General features: G+C 25.7%; 15 protein-coding genes. 5 read left to right on the forward strand and 10 right to left on the reverse strand.

From position 1 onward, the window contains the following. Window positions 1-4 precede the first annotated feature (4 nt). Window positions 5-1726 (reverse strand): S8 family peptidase, encoded by a 1722-nt coding sequence (locus BTM21_RS06035; protein ID WP_021875603.1) that lies wholly within the window; start codon window positions 1724-1726, stop codon window positions 5-7. 164 nt (window positions 1727-1890) lie between these two features. On the opposite strand from BTM21_RS06035, the gene BTM21_RS06040 reads away from it, so the two are divergent. Both BTM21_RS06040 and BTM21_RS06045 read left to right on the forward strand, forming a co-directional pair. Further along, window positions 1891-2193 carry a hypothetical protein gene (locus tag BTM21_RS06040; RefSeq protein WP_021875602.1) on the forward strand — a complete coding sequence of 101 codons (303 nt, stop codon included), beginning with the start codon at window positions 1891-1893 and terminating at the stop codon, window positions 2191-2193. A 377-nt stretch (window positions 2194-2570) separates the two neighbouring features. Further along, a complete protein-coding gene (locus BTM21_RS06045; RefSeq protein ID WP_021875601.1) occupies window positions 2571-3863 on the forward strand; it encodes an NCS2 family permease in 1293 nt (430 codons plus the stop codon). A gap of 182 nt (window positions 3864-4045) precedes the next feature. Here BTM21_RS06045 and BTM21_RS06050 read toward each other — a convergent pair whose 3' ends face one another. The 3 genes from BTM21_RS06050 to BTM21_RS06060 form a co-directional block, all read right to left on the reverse strand. Then, on the reverse strand, window positions 4046-5530 hold the full coding sequence (locus BTM21_RS06050) for a methyl-accepting chemotaxis protein (protein ID WP_079481336.1): 1485 nt from the start codon (window positions 5528-5530) through the stop codon (window positions 4046-4048). 119 nt (window positions 5531-5649) lie between these two features. After that, window positions 5650-6336: a tetratricopeptide repeat protein gene (locus BTM21_RS06055; protein ID WP_021875599.1), complete on the reverse strand. Its 687-nt coding sequence runs from the start codon at window positions 6334-6336 to the stop codon at window positions 5650-5652. Beyond that, entirely contained in the window at window positions 6337-6765 is a 429-nt protein-coding gene (locus BTM21_RS06060) for a hypothetical protein (protein ID WP_242944841.1), read from the reverse strand. It lies immediately after the preceding gene. A 711-nt stretch (window positions 6766-7476) separates the two neighbouring features. On the opposite strand from BTM21_RS06060, the gene BTM21_RS06070 reads away from it, so the two are divergent. Next, window positions 7477-7959, forward strand: a complete 483-nt coding sequence (locus BTM21_RS06070; protein ID WP_096145379.1) for a hypothetical protein — start codon at window positions 7477-7479, stop codon at window positions 7957-7959. A 71-nt stretch (window positions 7960-8030) separates the two neighbouring features. On the opposite strand, the gene BTM21_RS06075 is transcribed toward BTM21_RS06070, so the two are convergent. Continuing rightward, a complete protein-coding gene (locus BTM21_RS06075; protein ID WP_079481334.1) occupies window positions 8031-9227 on the reverse strand; it encodes a DUF6398 domain-containing protein in 1197 nt (398 codons plus the stop codon). A gap of 254 nt (window positions 9228-9481) precedes the next feature. Between BTM21_RS06075 and BTM21_RS06080 the strand changes: the two genes are divergently transcribed. Together BTM21_RS06080 and BTM21_RS06085 are read left to right on the forward strand one after the other, a co-directional pair. Beyond that, window positions 9482-10117 (forward strand): GerMN domain-containing protein, encoded by a 636-nt coding sequence (locus BTM21_RS06080; protein ID WP_079481333.1) that lies wholly within the window; start codon window positions 9482-9484, stop codon window positions 10115-10117. A gap of 151 nt (window positions 10118-10268) precedes the next feature. Further along, the gene (locus BTM21_RS06085; protein ID WP_079481332.1) at window positions 10269-11507 is read left to right on the forward strand and encodes an IS256 family transposase; all 1239 of its coding nucleotides are present in this window, start codon (window positions 10269-10271) and stop codon (window positions 11505-11507) included. Between the two features lie 188 nt (window positions 11508-11695). On the opposite strand, the gene BTM21_RS06090 is transcribed toward BTM21_RS06085, so the two are convergent. The 5 genes from BTM21_RS06090 to purB form a co-directional block, all read right to left on the reverse strand. Beyond that, window positions 11696-12988 carry a hypothetical protein gene (locus tag BTM21_RS06090; RefSeq protein WP_079481331.1) on the reverse strand — a complete coding sequence of 431 codons (1293 nt, stop codon included), beginning with the start codon at window positions 12986-12988 and terminating at the stop codon, window positions 11696-11698. Window positions 12989-13138: 150 nt separating this feature from the next. Next, entirely contained in the window at window positions 13139-13294 is a 156-nt protein-coding gene (locus BTM21_RS13665; RefSeq protein WP_161493090.1) for a hypothetical protein, read from the reverse strand. Between the two features lie 159 nt (window positions 13295-13453). Continuing rightward, complete coding sequence (locus tag BTM21_RS13780; RefSeq protein ID WP_021875592.1) at window positions 13454-13594, reverse strand: hypothetical protein; 141 nt, start codon at window positions 13592-13594, stop codon at window positions 13454-13456. 281 nt (window positions 13595-13875) lie between these two features. After that, the gene (locus BTM21_RS06095; RefSeq protein ID WP_021875591.1) at window positions 13876-17103 is read right to left on the reverse strand and encodes a ligand-binding sensor domain-containing protein; all 3228 of its coding nucleotides are present in this window, start codon (window positions 17101-17103) and stop codon (window positions 13876-13878) included. Between the two features lie 147 nt (window positions 17104-17250). Then, on the reverse strand, window positions 17251-18681 hold the full coding sequence (gene purB / locus BTM21_RS06100) for an adenylosuccinate lyase (protein ID WP_079481330.1): 1431 nt from the start codon (window positions 18679-18681) through the stop codon (window positions 17251-17253). Between the last annotated feature and the right edge of the window lie 63 nt (window positions 18682-18744).

Consider the following 18744-nt stretch of genomic DNA (forward strand, 5'->3'; position numbering starts at 1 on the left):
ATTTCTATTGTGGTTTTCCTGCTGCTATTTGTTTAAAAACTCCTTCAAAATCTAAAATTCCATATCCCCAATTTTGATTAGGATAATCATCTCCTTGTCTTTTTCTACATCCTGAAATTAAATATGTTCTTATTTTTTCATTAGTTATACTTATATCATTTTTATATATAATTCCCCATTCTAATAATAATCCACAAGCACCTGCGGTAATAGCTGCTGCAACACAGCTTCCTGAAATATAATTTACTCCTCCACCAGGTTTTATTACAGCTTGTCCAATGCCTCCTGCTACTAAGTCTGGTTTTATTAGTTCATCTTGGGTATATCCCTTACCAGATTCACTTAATATAGATATGTTTTCTTGGTTATAATATCCAACGCTTATTACAGCTCTTGTTGTTGAAGGAATAACTAAAGTTGTAAAAGGATTAGAATTTAAAAACTTAGTCCCTTCTGGTATAAATTCTTTCACTGGTAGCCAAACATCATATCTTCCATCATCTATATATTCTCCTTTCAGTATAAAACTCCATACTCCAATCTTTATATCCTTAAAAACTATTTTTATATTTTCATCTCCACTAATTTCATCTGGTGATATATATTGTATTGAAACTAAAGTATTTTCATAAACAAATTTAAAATTTTGCTTATTTCCTACATCTATTGGTACATTCCCTATTTCCTCACCCGAAGGGGCTACTATATTTATGGACATAAGATTAGGTCTTCTTACCCATACATCTATATCTAATTCACTTTGTACTCTACTAATTTTAAAATCAACCCGACTAGTTAAATATTTTTGTGACACTTTCCCTGATGCATGAAGTTCTGATGAACCTTGATTTCCTGTTCCAGTAACAATAACTACCCCTCTATCAGAGGATATTCTTTCAATATATTGCTCCACAACACTACTTCCAGAATGTGAACTACTATTACTTCCTAAAGCTATTAACATAACTATAGGTTTTATTAATTCTTTAGCCTTTTTTAAAAGATACATCATTGCTACAATAATATTGGAATCGCTATATACTGGTATATTTGTAATTCCATTTGATTTTAATATTTCTTTATAAACTTCATTTTCTTTTAATTTTACTATTGCAAAAGTACAGTTACTCATTACTCCTTTTACTTCTATATTATTTCCTTTTGCCCCTATTATACTTGCCATAGCAGTACCATGACCATTTGTATCCTTAGTTGGTACTAAACTATACGGATCTTTACCCTCTTTAGATAATTTTATTGCATTATTAATTTCGTCTTTTGAATATTCACTTCCAAAAACTAAGTTGTTTGGCTTATTTGGTTTTATATTTTGATCCCATATATATTCAATTCTTGTAGTATCATCTTCCCTTATAAATTCACTATTTAAATAATCTATTCCTGTATCTATTATCCCAACTAAAACTCCTGACCCATTTAAATTAATATAAGGATTCTGTATTATACCTTGAAAATTTCCTGCCTCTATTGGTGCTAAAGCCTGTAAAGCAAATAAACTTCTAGGTGCAGCATATATAATAAAATCATTATCTTTAATTAATTCCTCATATCTGTCCTTTTCTACTGCTACTAATGCAAAATTTCTATCTATTACTTTTCCGTAAGCATAAGAAATGTCCTTAATTTTATTATCAAAGTCTCCTGTATATTCAACTATAAAATTTTCATAATTAGGATTGTAAAAAAAATCTTCTTTATCAATCACTCTAAAAACACTCCTATTTTATTAATTGTTATATATTTTATGCTTACATAGACTATATATTGTATAATAATTCATTAAATATTTTAAAAAAAAATATTTAATTTATTAACATTTTCTATTTATTTTGCATAATACAGTAAGAGTAATTTAAAAAGGAGTAATTTATGAAAAAAAATTTAAAAATTCTTAAATGGGTAACTGGAGGAATTGAAGCTTTCCTTGCTATTCCAGTTATAGGTGGATCCTTTATTGTTAGTCTGTTATGGATTCCACTTGCAGTAATGCTTGCTTTACACATAACTATATTAGTTTTCTGTAAAAAAGAAAACCTTCCTATAACAGGAAACATATTAGGTATAATTGCTTCTGCTTTAGGTTGGGTACCTATTGTCGGATGGATACTTCATATCCTTACAGCTATATTTGTAATGATAGAGGCTTCTAAAATAGAAGTTGTAGAAGAATAATAAAAAAAGACAAGTAGTTAATCTGCTTGTCTAATAATATTTTCTTTAACCAATTTAACTTAATAGTATTAATAGCTAATTTAATTTTAATTATTAAGAATAATAACTTTATAAATGCTTATAATACAATCATTAGTGATTATTTTGATCATTAAAATCTAATTATCTAGCAAGTCTCTACAATTCACTTTTTACCATTTTTGCATACGTTTAATTAATTAAATCAAAATAATAAATATTAATTTATATTATTTTGCTAAAATTTATGCATTATTCGTCAAAAAATTTGTATGTTTTTAAGTGTTTATGATATAATAATCACGCACTTTAAGTGTGGGTGGGAGAGGGCTATAAAAGAAAGATAGGTTTAAGAAAGGATGGAAAAATTATTCAAATTAAAAGAACATGGTGTTAACGTTAAGACTGAGGCAATAGCTGCCTTTACGTCATTTTTTGCAGCAGTTTATATAATTGTTGTAAATGCAAGTATATTAAGTGATGGAGGTATACCAATGGAGCCTCTTATAATCGCTACTGTATTAGCTTCTCTTTTTGGATGTTTATTAGTAGCATTTATAAGTAATACTCCTCTTATAGTAATGCCTGGTATGGGTATAAATGCTTTATTTACTTATACAATAGTAAATACACTAGGATTAACTTTTTATCAAGCATTAGGTGCAGTTTTTGTTGCTGGTATATTATTTGTTGTAATCGCTTTAACACCATTAGCTAAAATACTTACAGAAGCGATACCTGCTTCTTTAAAAGAAGCAATTACTGTTGGTATAGGACTTTTTATTACTTTTATAGGATTACACAAAGCTGGAATTGTAGTTGCAAGTGATAGTACATTAGTTAAGTTAGGAGATATTACAAGCCCAGAGGTACTTGCTTTTATCATAATAATGATAATTACTTTAATTTTATTCTTAAAAAATGTACCTGGAGCATTTTTAATATCAATTATCCTTGGAACTTTAATCTCAATAGGTTTTGGAATTGTAGATCTTTCAAGTATTTCTTTTTCATTACCTGATTTTAATGCTTATAAAGATATTTTCTTTAGCATGGATTTTTCAGCTATAGCTACTCCAACATTTTGGGTTGCTACATTCTCACTAACTTTAGTGTTAGTTTTTGAAAACATAGGACTTTTACATGGTCAAGTTTCAGGTATGTTAAAAAGACCTGAAGAAACTCCAAAAGCACTACATTCGGTTGCTTACTCTGTAATCGGTTGTGGAATATTTGGAACTAGTCCAAATGTTTCAACTGTTGAAGGTGCTGCTGGTATCGCCGCAGGGGGAAAAACAGGATTAACATCACTTATAACAGGTCTATTATTTTTATTATCTTTATTCTTTATTCCATTTATAAAAATAATACCAAACGCTGCTATATCTCCGATACTTATAATTATCGGATGTTTAATGTCTCAAAACTTAAAGAATTTAAATTTTGATGACTTAACTGAGCTATTCCCTGCTTTTGTTACTATAGTATTAATTCCTTTAACATATAGTATTGTAGATGGGATTGCATTTGGATTTATACTATATCCTATATGTAAGTTATGTACTAAAAAGGGCAAAGATGTGTCTGTTGCAATGTATGTTGTATCAGCTATATTCCTTGTTTACTTCATACTTCATGGTATGCAACATTAATATATTTTAATATAAAGGATGTCCACAAACTACCTCTGTCAATTAGACAGATACGTAGTTTGTGGACATCCTTTTAAATTATAATAATTTAAAGCTATTAACTAATAAAACCACCTTAAATATATTCTAACTATATTTAAGGTGGTTAATAAAATTTCTACAATTTATTAAAAGAAAATCTTTTAAATTTGATTCGATATTTTAAATAGTGTTTCAATAGTCATTTCTAAAGAAATTATTCCAGGCTTGTCCTTTCTTTTTATATGCATATATAAATTTGTTTCACCAGTATCTTCTCTCTTAGATAATGGATATATCTTAAATATATCTGTACTATTAAAAAATAATTTTGCAGCTTTATTTATCTTAAATAAATTAAAATCAACTTCTCCACTTTCAGAACTTAATTCAAAGAATCCATTTTTATCAATATAATAAATTCCTTCTGCTCCTATTTTATTAGCATAACTTTTTAAGGATTGTTTATCTTTTTTTAGTTCAGTATTATATATTTCTATACATATATCTTCTAATTTCTTTCTAACATCCTTGCCTATAGCTAACTCAACAAGAATGTCGCAATTATTTATTAATTCTTCTGTAACTACTTGGAATCCATCTAAAATAGTGGCTTGAGAATCTATCTCTTTTACTACTGCTTCTACTGAGTCAAGAGTTGTATAATGTGCTCCCTTTAAATCATTTGATACATTTTCTATTTCATTAGCCATCTTTAGTATCTCTAATGAATTTTCTTTTATATCTGTTATTTTATTTTTCAAACCACTATTACTATTTATTATTGATTCAAAAGAATTACTTAACATAGACACTGATTCTGCTGTCTCTCCCATTGCTGAATCTGTTTCTTTTGAGTTTTTATTTAATTTATCTAATTCGCTTTTCATTAAATTTAATTGCTCACTTATATTAGAACTAAATGTTTTTGAAAGTTCCGATAAACTTTTAATTTCCCTAGCAACTACAGCAAACCCCTTTCCCTGTTCTCCTGCTCTTGCAGCTTCAATACTTGCATTAAGTGACAATAAATTAGTTTGATTAGCTATTTCATTTATATTAGAGGTAAACCCATATATTTTATCAAAGGAATTTGTTAGTTCGATACACGTATATAATACTTCTTTATAATATACCTTTAAATCACTAACTCTTTTCTCTACATTAGTTAAAACCCTATTTTGATCTTCAATAGTTTTTTCACTAAACTCTGAACTTAATTTTGCTTCTTCTAATAATTTATCCATTATACTAATTTTATTTTTAATATCTTTACAAGAATTATCTAAATTATTTACACTACAATTATTTTCTTCAGTTAACCCAAGTATTACTCCTGAAGATTCTTTTACTTGATTAGAAATATTACTTAAGCTTTTATGTGACATAAATATCTCTTTCCCTGTCTTATTAAGGTTTAATACAGATTTTCTAAGGGTCTTTCTGTCTTTGCTATCATCTAATTTAATAGCATTTCTATTTTCAGTATTTTCTTTTATTTTATAAGTTTTATAATTTAGATAAATTCCTAAAATAATTAAAATTAAAGCAAAGTTTAAAACAAAAATTGTATTAACTTTGAAAACCAATAGTATATTAGACATTATTAAAACTAATAACCAGTAGATAAATATTTTTTTACTTTTCATAAGCTTTTTATGCAAAACTATTTTTACATATTTCCTCCATTCTTTTTAAATTTATATAAATTTATTATAGCATATTTTTAATATTTTTAAAACTTTATATAAAACATACTCATTATATGTTAATAGTTTTTGCACTTTTTATTAGCTTCATCCATTCCTTTATAAATCTCATCACATTCTTCTCCAAGTTCAATAGCTCTTTTAAAACTTGTTATGGCTTCACTATAATTTTTTATATTTAAATTATAAAATCCTAAGGATACATAAGCACTTCCGCAATTTTTATCTATTTCTAAAGCATTTTTTATATTTTTATATCCTTCACTAGCGTTATCTAAATACCTTAATTGAATCCAAGAAAGTTTTGATAATATAAATGCTTTATCCTCTTTATTTAACTCATCGATAGTTAATAATTTTTCTGCTATTTCTTCGGCTAAAATATAATTTTTCTCATATATACTTATATCAATTAAATATATGTTAGCAAAAAAACTTTTTTTATCTATGTTTATTACTTCTTTAAAAGCTTTTTTACTTTCATCATATAAGTCCATATAAAATAAAGCTTCTCCAAGTAAGTTATATGCAAGTAAAGTATTTTCACAATTATTTTCTATTCCTCTTTTTATATATATAATAGCTTCTTTAAAATTATCTTTAGCCATATATGCTTCTCCAAGATATATTAATATATCTTCATTACTAGTATTATTAAATTCTTCAATGCAAAAATTAATAGCTTTTTCAACATCCTCTTCTATAAATTCCTCATATTTATTTATAAAAACTTTATCTAATTTCATTTATTCCTCCAAGATATTTTTAATAGGTTTTAACCTTCTAAAGGCTACATCTTTTTTTAATTCTAACGTCTTTGGATTTATTGTTATTTTAAATATATCTGGACAATTTTCCTCTCTCCATAATTTCATAAATTTAGGAGTAGCTTTTAAAATAGCATAATATTTTTCTTCAAAATCATCCCAAAACTCTAAAAATTCTAATTCGCTATTTTCATCTACCTTTAATTCTTCTTTTTTTATATTATTAAAGATAGGTAAAAAAAATCTTAAAGGTATCTCATAATTATATCCTCTAGATATTTTCTTGCTTTCTAATAAAGGTCTCTTTAAAAATTTATATTTTTCTACTTCACTTTCTTTTATATAAAGTTTAAATATTGGTTGTTGTTTTTTATTTTTATCTATTTTTACTTTCACCATATTACTCATAATTTTACTTTCTATTTTCTCCCAATTTTCTTCTGTTTTCAACAATGTTATTATATCATATAATTTTTATCTATATAATTAAAGAACATATATATACTAAATTAATATTAATTTCACTTATAAAAGCACTCTTTATATTTTTTTTACTATACTAATAACAAGTATTATTTTAAAAGGAATTGATATTTTGTTTTATTTAATAATGTTATTAAAAATAGCACTAATTGAATATATATTAATTTTTCTTCATGAGTTTGTGCATTTTATAGCATCCTTATTTATAGATTTGAAGTGTACTTTTTATTATGTTTTCCCTTTTACATTATATAAAAAAAATAATAGATTTAAACTTCAACTCTCTCCTAGATTTGAAAAAAGTTCTACAAGTAGAATGCACTTTGAATCTATTAAACTTACTTCTAATAAAGATTATGACATTCTATTAAAAAGATTAAAAATATTTTTATGGTCAGGTCCTATATTTGATTTTTTATCCTTTATAATTCTATTTTGTATTGGCTTATGCTTACCTAAATACTTTTTTCTAACTCTTACAGCCTTAGTTCACTTTGCTATAACAACTTTAAATTTTTTAATAGTGATGGTAAATACGCTATTGGATCAAAGGAAGATCCTAGAATTGCTTTTGATTTAGTTAGAGACTTTACTTTATGTGGTAGTGGGAAGGTTTCTAATAGAACTAAAGAAATAATGACTAATCGCCATATAGAAGTTAGTAGCTATATAGACTTCTCAGAATTCGATGTACATGACTTGTGGAATTTTTTAAATAATTTATCCTTCTACACTAATTCATTACTTAGCTATATTAATAAAGATTTATTATATTTAGACGAAAGTACAGAAAGCTTCTTAGAAAGTTTAATTCAAGATTTTGATAAAATTCAAACTTATGATTATAGACAAATACCTAAAACTTCAATTTCTATAATTCTCTATTTTATATTTACTAAAATTCAATACAAAAATTTCATCCCGGAGGAAAATATTTTAAATAAAATTTATTCAGGATGTTCTAGTGACTATTATAAAAAGCTTATAGGTTATTATTTTTATGATGAATATATTTATAAAGATTATTTATTAAATGAAAAAAATATGCCTATAATAAATTTAAATTGCCCTGGATATAACAAACTTTTAATTTCATTAATAAATAAAAAATCTATTTAAAATACTTTCTATTAAATAATAAGGGAGGATTTCTATTAAAAATTCTCCCTTATTATTTAAATATATAAAGATTAGAATGGTTGATTCTTCTTAAATTCTTTTACCCACTCTATAGCTCCTGGAACCTTATTCCACGCAGCTTCTCCATTTTTCATATAATATATTGCATCTTCCTCTGTTCCAAGCTTCTTTAATTCTGGAAGCATTTTAGGCATTCTTTTTGTTTTAATAATATAATCAATAACAAAAGGATTTTTTACGCTTGCAACCTTTAAAGCTCTTTCTGCTTCATCAATATTACCTTTTTTAAATAAATATAAAGCCTTGCTATATTTAGTTGCTGTTAAGAAATCATTTTTAAACATCTTTAATAATTCTTCTGTTTCTTCATCCTTACCCTCAAATATAAGCCAAGATAATAAATATCCTCTAATCATTATATTATCTTCTGGGCATAGCTCTATAAGATTTTTAAATTCTTCTATAGCTTCTTCTCTCTTGCCTATAAGCCATAATATATTTCCTAATCTATATTTAGCACTAAAATATGGTTTAGTTACTTCTGAATCTAAAAATTTACCTATATACTTTGGTATATTTTCTTCTCCTATTACTCTTTTAGCAGCTTCTACAGCTTTTATAGCTAATTCCTTTTGTCTTTCTTGTGAAATTGAATTATCATAAGATAAAATTATATAAGCCTCTGCACAATCATCACTTAAACTTAATGCTTCCTTAGCTAATTTTATCTTTTGTTTAAAATTCTTTTGATTCCAAGCACTATCTGCAATGGCTATTGCTTTAAGCAGATTTTCATCTTCTATTTTTAACTCTGAAATATCAAAAGTTATTGTTTCATCTTTTTCTATTGTTGCCGCAACTTCTTCTAATGCTCTTTCTTTTATATCAACATTATCTATACTCCACTTTTGATTTTCTAAATCTATAAGGGAACGTACTTCTTTTGATTTAGAAAGGCCTGTACTGCTGCTTATTCCAAAAGATTCATATAACTCACTAGCCTTAATTGCTTGTTTTCCTTTACCGCCTAATAAACCATTTTTCATTCCTAAAGCATGTACTATTCCACAAGCCCATGAGTTTGCCTTTCCCTTTTTTATAGAATTTCCTTCTATAGAACATATTGCTTTACAAATGTCTTTAGAAAGTTTTAAATAAGCCTCATTTAGGTTTTCTTTACAAAAAACTTCAATGATTTCAACTATCTCTCTATATCTTTCTTCAAATTCCGTAGGCACTTTAAGCATTATTTAATTTCTCCTTCTTTCTTCTGGTGGATATTTAGATAAATTTTTATCTAAACCGATGTCTATTATTATATGACATTTATGTATTTTTTTCAAATAATAAAGAGTATCATCATTCTATTATTTTTTTATTTTTTTAAAATTATTTAACAAAATAACACAAAGATTTTTTTATTTATTTGTTTTATTTTTCTTTTAATGTTACAATATAGTGAATAAAGTAAAATGATATTTTTATAAAGGAGGTCATTTTTATGAAAAAAAAGTTAACTTTTATCTTGTTATTAACATCTCTGCTATTTCTATTTATAAGTTGTAATAAAGCCTCAATAGATTCAGAGAACCAAAAAGTTACTATTGAAAAACCTATTATTAATAATGAATCTTCTTCTACTAAAGGAAATAATAATGTAGAAAAGTCATCTAAAGCAGAAAAAAAGCCTACTACCCCAACTCCTGAAATTAAAAATAGAGACGTTAGACTTTACTATTATGATGTTAATTTAGATAAGCTAGTTTATTTAGATACTGTAATAGAAATTAAAGATAAAGCTGTTGCTACAGCAATAGTAAATGCCCTTAAAAGTCCAAGTAATAATAAAATAACACCTGCTATCTCATCAAAGATAAATATAAAATCTGCCTCTGTAGATTTAGATAATGATTTAATCAGAATAGATTTTACAGATAACTTTGTTAAAGAACAAAACCTTGGAAGTGGTCCAGAAGCTATGACTCTTCAAGCTATTGTAAACACTTTAGGTTATAATTTCAATGTTAATAAAGTTAAAATAACTCTAGGTGGAAAACCTTATAATTCAGGACATTTTTCATATAATGAAAATGAATATATTCCTGTTAACTATAATGACTGTGTAGAATTTAAATAGCAAAAATGTAATGCTTCATATAGTACAATTGAAGCATTACATTTATTGAGACAGTAGATAGTTTTGTGTAAAAACAAAACTATCTACTGTTTTTTGTATTAACAGTTGGAAGTTTTGGAATAATATACTATATAAATTAGGAGGAATTATTATGACAAGAAAAATTGATACCAACTTTGATTACAATGAGGAAATTAAAAGATGCAAAACAATCGATGATGTAATGGGTAAAAACGGATTAATACAAAGATTAGTTAAAGATGTTCTTGAAAATATATTAGAAGGTGAAATGGAAGAACATCTAGGAAGAAATAAATATGAACGTGTAGAAGCAGTTGATCAAACTAAGAAGAACTACAGGAATGGTTATAGTCGCAAGAATTTAAGAAGTTCCTTCGGTGACGTCGACCTAGACGTACCCCGTGATAGAAATGCTGAATTTGAGCCACAAATTATAAAAAAATATGAAACCGTGTGTACTGAGTTAGATAAAAAGATTATATCTTTATATGCTAAAGGTATGTCAACATCTGATATTCAGGCTGAAATTGAAGACTTATATGGAATAACTATATCACCATCGATGGTATCTAAAATAACTGATAAAGTGCTTGCTAGCGCCGCCGAATGGCAAAATAGAGTATTAGATAAAATATATCCAATAGTTTATTTAGATGCTATGTACTTTAAAGTTAGAAGTAATGGAAAGATAGTTAACAAGGCTGTCTATATATGCTTAGGATACACTATGGAAGGATATAAAGATATTTTAGGTATATGGGTTGATGAAGCTGAAGGTGCTAAATTCTGGTTAGGAATTTGCAATGATTTAAAAAATAGAGGTGTAAAAGAAATTTTAATTGCTTGTATGGATGGATTAAAAGGTCTTCCACAAGCTATAAAAACAGTATTTCCATCAGTAAATATTCAAACATGTATTGTTCATCAAATAAGAAATTCAATAAAATACATAGCTTCAAAAGATAAAAAAGCATTTATGAAAGATTTGAAGGAGGTTTATAAGGCTACAACAGAGGAACTTGCGTTAGCACAGCTAGATAATTTAAAGGAGATATGGGGAGATAAATATGGAATAGTAATAGATTCCTGGTATAACAATTGGAGTAACCTTTCAACATTTTTTGACTTCTCTCCAACTATAAGAAAGATGATTTATACTACAAATATCTTAGAGGGTTTTAATCGTCAAATACGTAAATTCACTAAAGTTAGAGTCATATTCCCAACTGATGAATCTTTAAATAAGTGTGTTTACTTAGCAACAATGGAGATACTAGAAAAATGGACTCAACCTATACATAATTGGGGTGCTACGCTAGCGGAGCTATCAATAATATTTGAAGATCAATTAAAAGATGAATTAGCTTAAAAGCTTGTACTTTTTATAAATTATATGCATACTATTAGATTTTTTTGAAATACTAAAAAAGGTAATAAGAAACATTATTAGTATTTCTTAAATATAAAAAAATATTACTGGAAATGAAAATTTCCAGTAATATTAAAATAATAAAAATGATAATTACACAGAATTATCTATTCTCTCTTTTTATTTTATTAATTATATTCAAGTCCTCTTGAATAAAACAAATCATCTGAAATTATAGAAATACCTCTTACTTTATATCCTTTTTTAAGTTTATAACCATCTTTAGGATTTGCAGGATATGAATTGCCATTAAATTTTAACGCTCTATAATTACTGAAATTTTTCTCATTAACTTTTAAAATAATATCTTTAAAGTTGTTATTAACTTCATTAGATATTATAATAGGAACTTGTACTTCTTTTATTTTAGATATTATCCTATACTCATCATTAAACTCTTTTAAAACTACTAATGTTCCCCCTTCTTCATCGCAAAATCTAGGTCCCTCTAAATATACTATAACTTCATTTTTATTATCATTATTCAAATCGACTTTATTATAATAATATACTAATTTATCTACTCCTGGTTTTAATTTATACTCTGACTCTAAGACTCTTTCTATTTTATAGTTTCTATTTTCTTCTGAATCCATAAAGTCTATCATAGTAAAATCTATAGACAACTTAGATTCTTCTAAATCCTCTTTTATATATCTATACTCTCTATCTAATTCTATAGGTATTCCATCAGATGCTATAAATGTACTTATATTTTTAAATGATTCTCCTATATAACTTATTCTGCTTAATACAACTCCTAATTTATCATTACTATTTTCACCACTAATATCTTGAACCATTAAAAGATCCGCTTTATTCTCTGGAGTTTTTATTATACAACACTTATTTGTTGGAGAAATTTTTCCCTTTTTAGGTGTCTTAAGTTTTCCAGTATCACTATATAATTTATCTAAATAAACTTTACTTTTATCGCTTATATCTAAAGTATACTTTTTATTATTTTCATAATCTAAAACAGTTAATTTATAATTATCATTATATATTACTTCATAGTTCTCACTTGTATAAAAATTCTCATCATCAAATATTTCTATTTCCTTATCTCCTACAAATCCATATATAAATATATTTAATTTCCCATCACTATCTTCTGTATTTGATATAAATAGTATTTCTTTATTGCAATCTCCAGTAAAATTCTCTAATAATATATAAGGATTATAACCTACATTAGTTCTAATAGGTATTCTTGTATAATCTCCATTTCCACCATCTAAAACTATAATTTCTAAATCTCTATAAAGTGATTTAGATGATTCGCCTTCTTTTTTTCCAACTAAGTACACTATATCTTCTTTCTTACTACCTTTTACATCTCCTCCAAGAGATTTTATTATAGTTTTTCCTAATATCTCATTTTGCCTATACATATTTATGTTGTTATCAAAAAAAATCATATCTACTCCTAATGTATTACTTATAATATCTTATTACTATTACATCTAAATTGTGTTTATTAAAAAAAGCGATTATTAAAAATCGCTTTTTTTAATGCAACAAATTATTTGATTTAAGGATTAATAAAATAACAAAATCCTATTTATGTATTAGAACCTACCTGTACCTTCACATACAGGGCATTTAAAACTTCCATTTCCTGAGCATATAAAACATTGATTATCTCCTTGACAATCACACTTTATCTTTCCTGTTCCATTGCAACTTATACAAATTTTAAAATTTGATTCATTATTTTTACTCATAACTTTCACCTCCTATATTAAATAACATATATAATTCTTGACAAAAAAATTATCTTTAATACACTAAAAATAATTATAAATTATACATATCTTTAAATTAAAAAGCATTAAACTTATTCTTATATATAAGTTTAATGCTTTTTATTATATTTATATATTCTAATCTAAATTTTCTATTTCAAATTCTTCTTCATTATTAATTCCTAGTTCGTCGCAAGCTGATTTAAAATCACATCCTGTTTCATCCATAAACTTAGCAACATAAGAATTTAATTCTGGTTTAACATCAAATATATTCATAAATATCACCTCTTTTTATTTTCTTTACATTAATTATTTTGTTCTTTCAATATATATATTATGCATATTATTAAGCTATAATAATTAGAATCGTTCGTGTTATTTTATCATTTTATTAATATTTATTCTATAATTTTATAAATACCCTTTATTTTTTATATTTTAAAAGAATAATATAAAGAATTTAGTCTTATAATCTCTTTATTTTTATAAAAAAATAAAGAATGCTATTATCCTTTGGATTTTAAGCACTCTTCAAATGTCTCTTTTTGTAATTTTTATTATTCTTTTCTAGGTTGTTTATATGGTAATACTATTTTAAATAAACTCCCTTTATTTAATTCACTTTCTACCATTATATCTCCATGATGTAATTTAACTAGGTTTTTAACAAGATTTAATCCTATTCCACTACTTGCTTCTTTTACCTTATTACTATTATCTCCTTGAATAAATCTGTCGAATATACCTTTTTGTTGTTCTTTTGGAATACCAACTCCAGTATCTTTAACTATTACTTCAACCTCTTCTTTATCCTTAATATCATTAACTAAAACTAAAATCGTACCACCTTTATTAGTGAATTTAGCTGCATTAGACAATAAATTAGTTATACATCTTTCTATAGCTATTTTATCACACTCTATAATTTTTTCTTCTACTTCTGGATCTATAATAAGGTCTATTCCTTTACTTTCAATGTAATCCTTCATAGATAATGTTAATTCTTCTGTTAATGAAACTATATCATATTCTTTAATATTTATATTATATTTACCCACATCTAGTTTAGATGTATCTATAAGGTCATTTATCACTTCTAATAAGGACTTAGAATTTTTTTCTATATGAGTTAAATACTTATTACCTTGTTCTTCTGTTAATACTTTATTCTCTTTTATTATTAATCTTATTAATTGTAAAGATGAAAGTATAACATTTAAAGGTGTCCTTAATTCATGTGAAAGGTTTATTAATAAAGAATTTTTAGATTTTTCTTGCTGTATAAGTTTATGATATAATTTATCATTTTGATATAACTTTTCGTTTAATTCTTTTGTTCTTTTTGAAACAATCTTCTCTAGATTATATATATATTTCCATAACAAAATTATTATTAATATACTAATTAATATATAAAATCCTATGGCAATTGGTGTTTTCCATATTTGTTGGTTTATACAAAAATTTTCAGTTTTTATGTCTGAATACTCTCCCCAACGGCTTCTACCTCTTACCTTAAATTCATATTTCCCTGGCTTTAGATTAGTGTATTTGACTTCGTTTTTATTTTCAATAGTTATCCACTCATTATCATATCCTTCTAATTTATACTGATAAATATTATTTCTAAAGCTTTCATAAGCTGTGATAAAAAATTTAAATTCTATATTATTTTCATAATACTTTAATTTTAAATCTTCGGTAAAATCTTTATATGCATCGTTAACTTTAATAGAGTCGATAAATGCATCAGCTTTTGTAACATTGTTCTCTATTATTTCTTGAGGATAAAAGCTATTTATTCCATTTATACCTCCAAAAACCATTCTTTTATCATTGGCTTGGCACGATGCATTACTATGAAATTCTGACTCTTGAAGACCATCTACTTTAGTATAATTATAAAACTGTCCATTTTTTATATCATATTTTGATAATCCAAGTTTTGTACTTACCCAAGGATTGTTCTCTTTATCTATTAGTACACAACATATGTAATTATTTATTAATCCATTACTATCATTATAAACAGTTATATTATCCGTGGATGTCTCTATCTTATTTAATCCATCCGTAGTAGCTATCCATATATTGCCCAAACCATCTTCCCTTATATCTCTAATTTCATTACTACTTAACTTATTTTCAATATTAGAGTTATTTTGATAAATCTTAACTTCTCTTGTCCCCGCATTATACTTTAAAACTCCACCTCTAATTGCTGATCCAATCCAAATGTTTCCTTTAGAGTCTTCATATATTACCTGCACTGATGTATCTTTAAGATTTTCTTGTATAAGATAAGTTAAATTAGTTATACCATTAGTTTTTTTATCATAAGTATATAATCCTTCTAATGTACCTATCCACATTGTATTCCTTGAGTCTATGAAGATATCTTTTATATAATCACAAGCTATGCCTGAGTTTTCGTTATTTATAACTCTTTTTATGTTATAATCTTTAGTATTTAATTTATCTATACCTTCAGAAGTAGAAATCCATAGCATACCATCATTATCTATTTCTACATTACTTATTTTATTAGAGCTTAAACTTCTATCATTATCTTTATCATGAACAAACTTTAAAAATTCTTCATTCTCAAAATTATAAAGATATAACCCTCCATTATCTGTTCCAAACCAAATTTCTTTATCATTTTCAAAGGTCATTCCTCTTATACTATTATCTTCTATTATTTTATTTGAATCTATCTTTGTAAAATCGCTTGAAAATGGCTGATAGGGATTTATTAAATTTATTCCATTACTTTTCCCTATCCATATTCTATCTTTTTTATCTTTATATAAATCTAGAATATTATTTACTTTAAAATCCTCTATATTTAATACATCTTCATAATTTACCTTATAGTCATTGGATTTATCAATAATTATTGCACCTTTTTCAGTTGAAAGTATAAGCCTATTGTTATCTACTTGTAGAAAATCAGTAATAGCAATTGATGAAAATTTTTTATCCCATTCTAAGTTTATTTCTTCAACCTCTTTAGTATCTATACTGTATTTAATTACTTGTCCATCCTTGCTTCCCACCCATAATTGATTGTCATCATCAAGATAAATGGCTGATATATCTCCATAATTTAAAAGATCATTATTCCATTTATGGGAAGTTAATTTATTAGATTTTAAATCTATATTTTTAATTCCTCTTTTAGTAGCTAACCAAAGGTATTCATCTTTTATTTTAGCAATCTTATTTATTAACTCTTTAGATTTAATTTCTGAAATTGATGTTATCTCATCATTATCAACATTATATTTATCTAATCCATTACTAGTAGCAATCCATATATTACCTGAATCATCCATTTCAAGATTAAAAATACTTTTATTATATATTTTTTTCTTGCCATTAATATTTTTATATATTCTTTTCACTTCTAATGTCTTTTTATTTACTTTATTTAATCCTTTAAGAGTAGCTACCCATAGGTTTCCGTTTTTATCTTCCAATATATCTGTAATATTACTAGATGTTAATGAGTTTTCATTCCCATTTTCATGTCTTAATATTCTGTATTCAAAACCATTATATCTATTTAATCCATCCATAGTTGCAAACCACATATAACCTGAACTATCTTGTAATATTTTTTTAACTGTACTTTGAGATAATCCGTCTTCTACAGTTAATTGCTCATATTTGCATATTTTTTCTGCAAATACTACCTTTTCTATTAGAGAATTTAAAAATAATATAATTAAACATGAATTTACTATTAAAAATAATTTTTTAAATAAATATTTATTATTCATGTTTTCCTCCTAGTGTTACTTTTACTACTTGTAACTATTATACCATATTATGTTCATTTTATAAAATTTTTTATTACTATATTAAATTTTACACCTTTGTATAACAAAAATACCTCTTATTTATACAAATAAGAGGTATTTTGTTAATTATACGTTTATTTCACTTTTTATATTTAAAGAGTCTTTATTCTTATCCATTATAGGCTTAATATATTCCTCTATGAATTCTATTACCTGACTTGGAGCTCTTCCAACAAATTTACTTGGATCTATTATATCTAATATTTCTTCTTTAGATAATTTAAAACTTTTATCATTTATTATTCTTGATATTAAATCATTATCTAATCCTTCACTTTTTACTCTAGATGCCGCAGCCATTGAGTGAACTCTTATTTTTTCGTGAAGTTCTTGTCTATCTCCACCTCTTTTCACAGCCTCCATCATTATATTTTCTGTAGCCATAAATGGTAATTCATTATTTACATGAGCAGTTATTACCTTTTCATAAACAACCATGTTTTCAGCTATATTCATATAAAGATTTAAAACTCCATCTAATGCTAAAAATGCTTCTGCTACAGCTATTCTCTTGTTTGCTGAATCATCTAATGTTCTCTCAAACCATTGTGTTGCAGCTGTAATAGCTGGATTTAATGAATTTACTATTACATACCTTGCTAAAGCCCCTATTCTTTCACTTCTCATAGGATTCCTTTTATAAGCCATAGCTGAAGATCCTATTTGATGCTTTTCAAATGGTTCTTCTATTTCCTTCATACTTTGAAGTAATCTTAAATCATTACTAAATTTATAAGCACTTTGTGCTACTTCAGATAATGTATTTAAAACTATTGAATCTAACTTTCTTGGATATGTTTGACCAGTTACTCCATAGCTTTTTTCAAATCCCATTTTTTCTGCTACCATCTTATCTAAAGCCTTAACCTTAGCTTCATCATCTTCAAATAGGTTCATAAAGCTAGCTTGAGTTCCTGTTGTACCTTTAACTCCTCTTAATTTTAAAGTTGATAATAGAAAATCTATATTTTCTATATCTAAAACTAAATCTTGCATCCAAAGAGTAGCTCTTTTTCCTACTGTAGTTAATTGAGCTGGTTGAAAATGTGTAAAACCAAGAGTAGGCATATCTTTATATTTTATTGCAAAATTTGAAAGATGATTTAAAACTGAAATTATTTTTCCTTTAGTTAATAAAAGAGCATCTCTCATAATTATTATGTCAGTATTATCTCCTACATAACAACTTGTAGCTCCTAAATGTATTATACCTTTAGATAAAGGACATTGTAGACCATATGCATGAACATGGCTCATAACATCATGTCTAACTTCCTTTTCTTTTTTTATAGCTTCATCATAATTTATGTTATGTATATTAGCTCTTAATTCTTCTATTTGTTCTTTTGATATGTTAAGTCCTAATTCACTTTCGCTTTCTGCTAATGCTACCCAAAGTTTTCTCCAAGTAGAAAATTTCATATCATCAGAAAATATGTAACTCATTTCCTTTGACGCATATCTTGAATTTAATGGTGTGCTATATAAATCTCTCATTTCAAAGTAACCTCCGAATAAAATTTTATTTTCTAATTTCATCATTCGTATTATAACACAAAT

The organism is Clostridium chauvoei, assembly GCF_002327185.1.
Lineage (GTDB): Bacteria > Bacillota > Clostridia > Clostridiales > Clostridiaceae > Clostridium > Clostridium chauvoei.

Excerpts from the sequence above, each read along its gene's own strand:
- BTM21_RS06040 (WP_021875602.1), top strand. The coding sequence starts at position 1,891 with ATGAAAAAAAATTTAAAAATTCTTAAATGGGTAACTGGAGGAATTGAA.
- BTM21_RS06045 (WP_021875601.1), top strand. The coding sequence starts at position 2,571 with ATGGAAAAATTATTCAAATTAAAAGAACATGGTGTTAACGTTAAGACT.
- BTM21_RS06050 (WP_079481336.1), bottom strand. The coding sequence starts at position 5,530 with ATGAAAAGTAAAAAAATATTTATCTACTGGTTATTAGTTTTAATAATG.
- BTM21_RS06055 (WP_021875599.1), bottom strand. The coding sequence starts at position 6,336 with ATGAAATTAGATAAAGTTTTTATAAATAAATATGAGGAATTTATAGAA.
- BTM21_RS06060 (WP_242944841.1), bottom strand. The coding sequence starts at position 6,765 with ATGAGTAATATGGTGAAAGTAAAAATAGATAAAAATAAAAAACAACAA.
- BTM21_RS06070 (WP_096145379.1), top strand. The coding sequence starts at position 7,477 with ATGACTAATCGCCATATAGAAGTTAGTAGCTATATAGACTTCTCAGAA.
- BTM21_RS06075 (WP_079481334.1), bottom strand. The coding sequence starts at position 9,227 with ATGCTTAAAGTGCCTACGGAATTTGAAGAAAGATATAGAGAGATAGTT.
- BTM21_RS06080 (WP_079481333.1), top strand. The coding sequence starts at position 9,482 with ATGAAAAAAAAGTTAACTTTTATCTTGTTATTAACATCTCTGCTATTT.
- BTM21_RS06085 (WP_079481332.1), top strand. The coding sequence starts at position 10,269 with ATGACAAGAAAAATTGATACCAACTTTGATTACAATGAGGAAATTAAA.
- BTM21_RS06090 (WP_079481331.1), bottom strand. The coding sequence starts at position 12,988 with ATGATTTTTTTTGATAACAACATAAATATGTATAGGCAAAATGAGATA.
- BTM21_RS13665 (WP_161493090.1), bottom strand. The coding sequence starts at position 13,294 with ATGAGTAAAAATAATGAATCAAATTTTAAAATTTGTATAAGTTGCAAT.
- BTM21_RS13780 (WP_021875592.1), bottom strand. The coding sequence starts at position 13,594 with ATGAATATATTTGATGTTAAACCAGAATTAAATTCTTATGTTGCTAAG.
- BTM21_RS06095 (WP_021875591.1), bottom strand. The coding sequence starts at position 17,103 with ATGAATAATAAATATTTATTTAAAAAATTATTTTTAATAGTAAATTCA.
- purB (WP_079481330.1), bottom strand. The coding sequence starts at position 18,681 with ATGAGAGATTTATATAGCACACCATTAAATTCAAGATATGCGTCAAAG.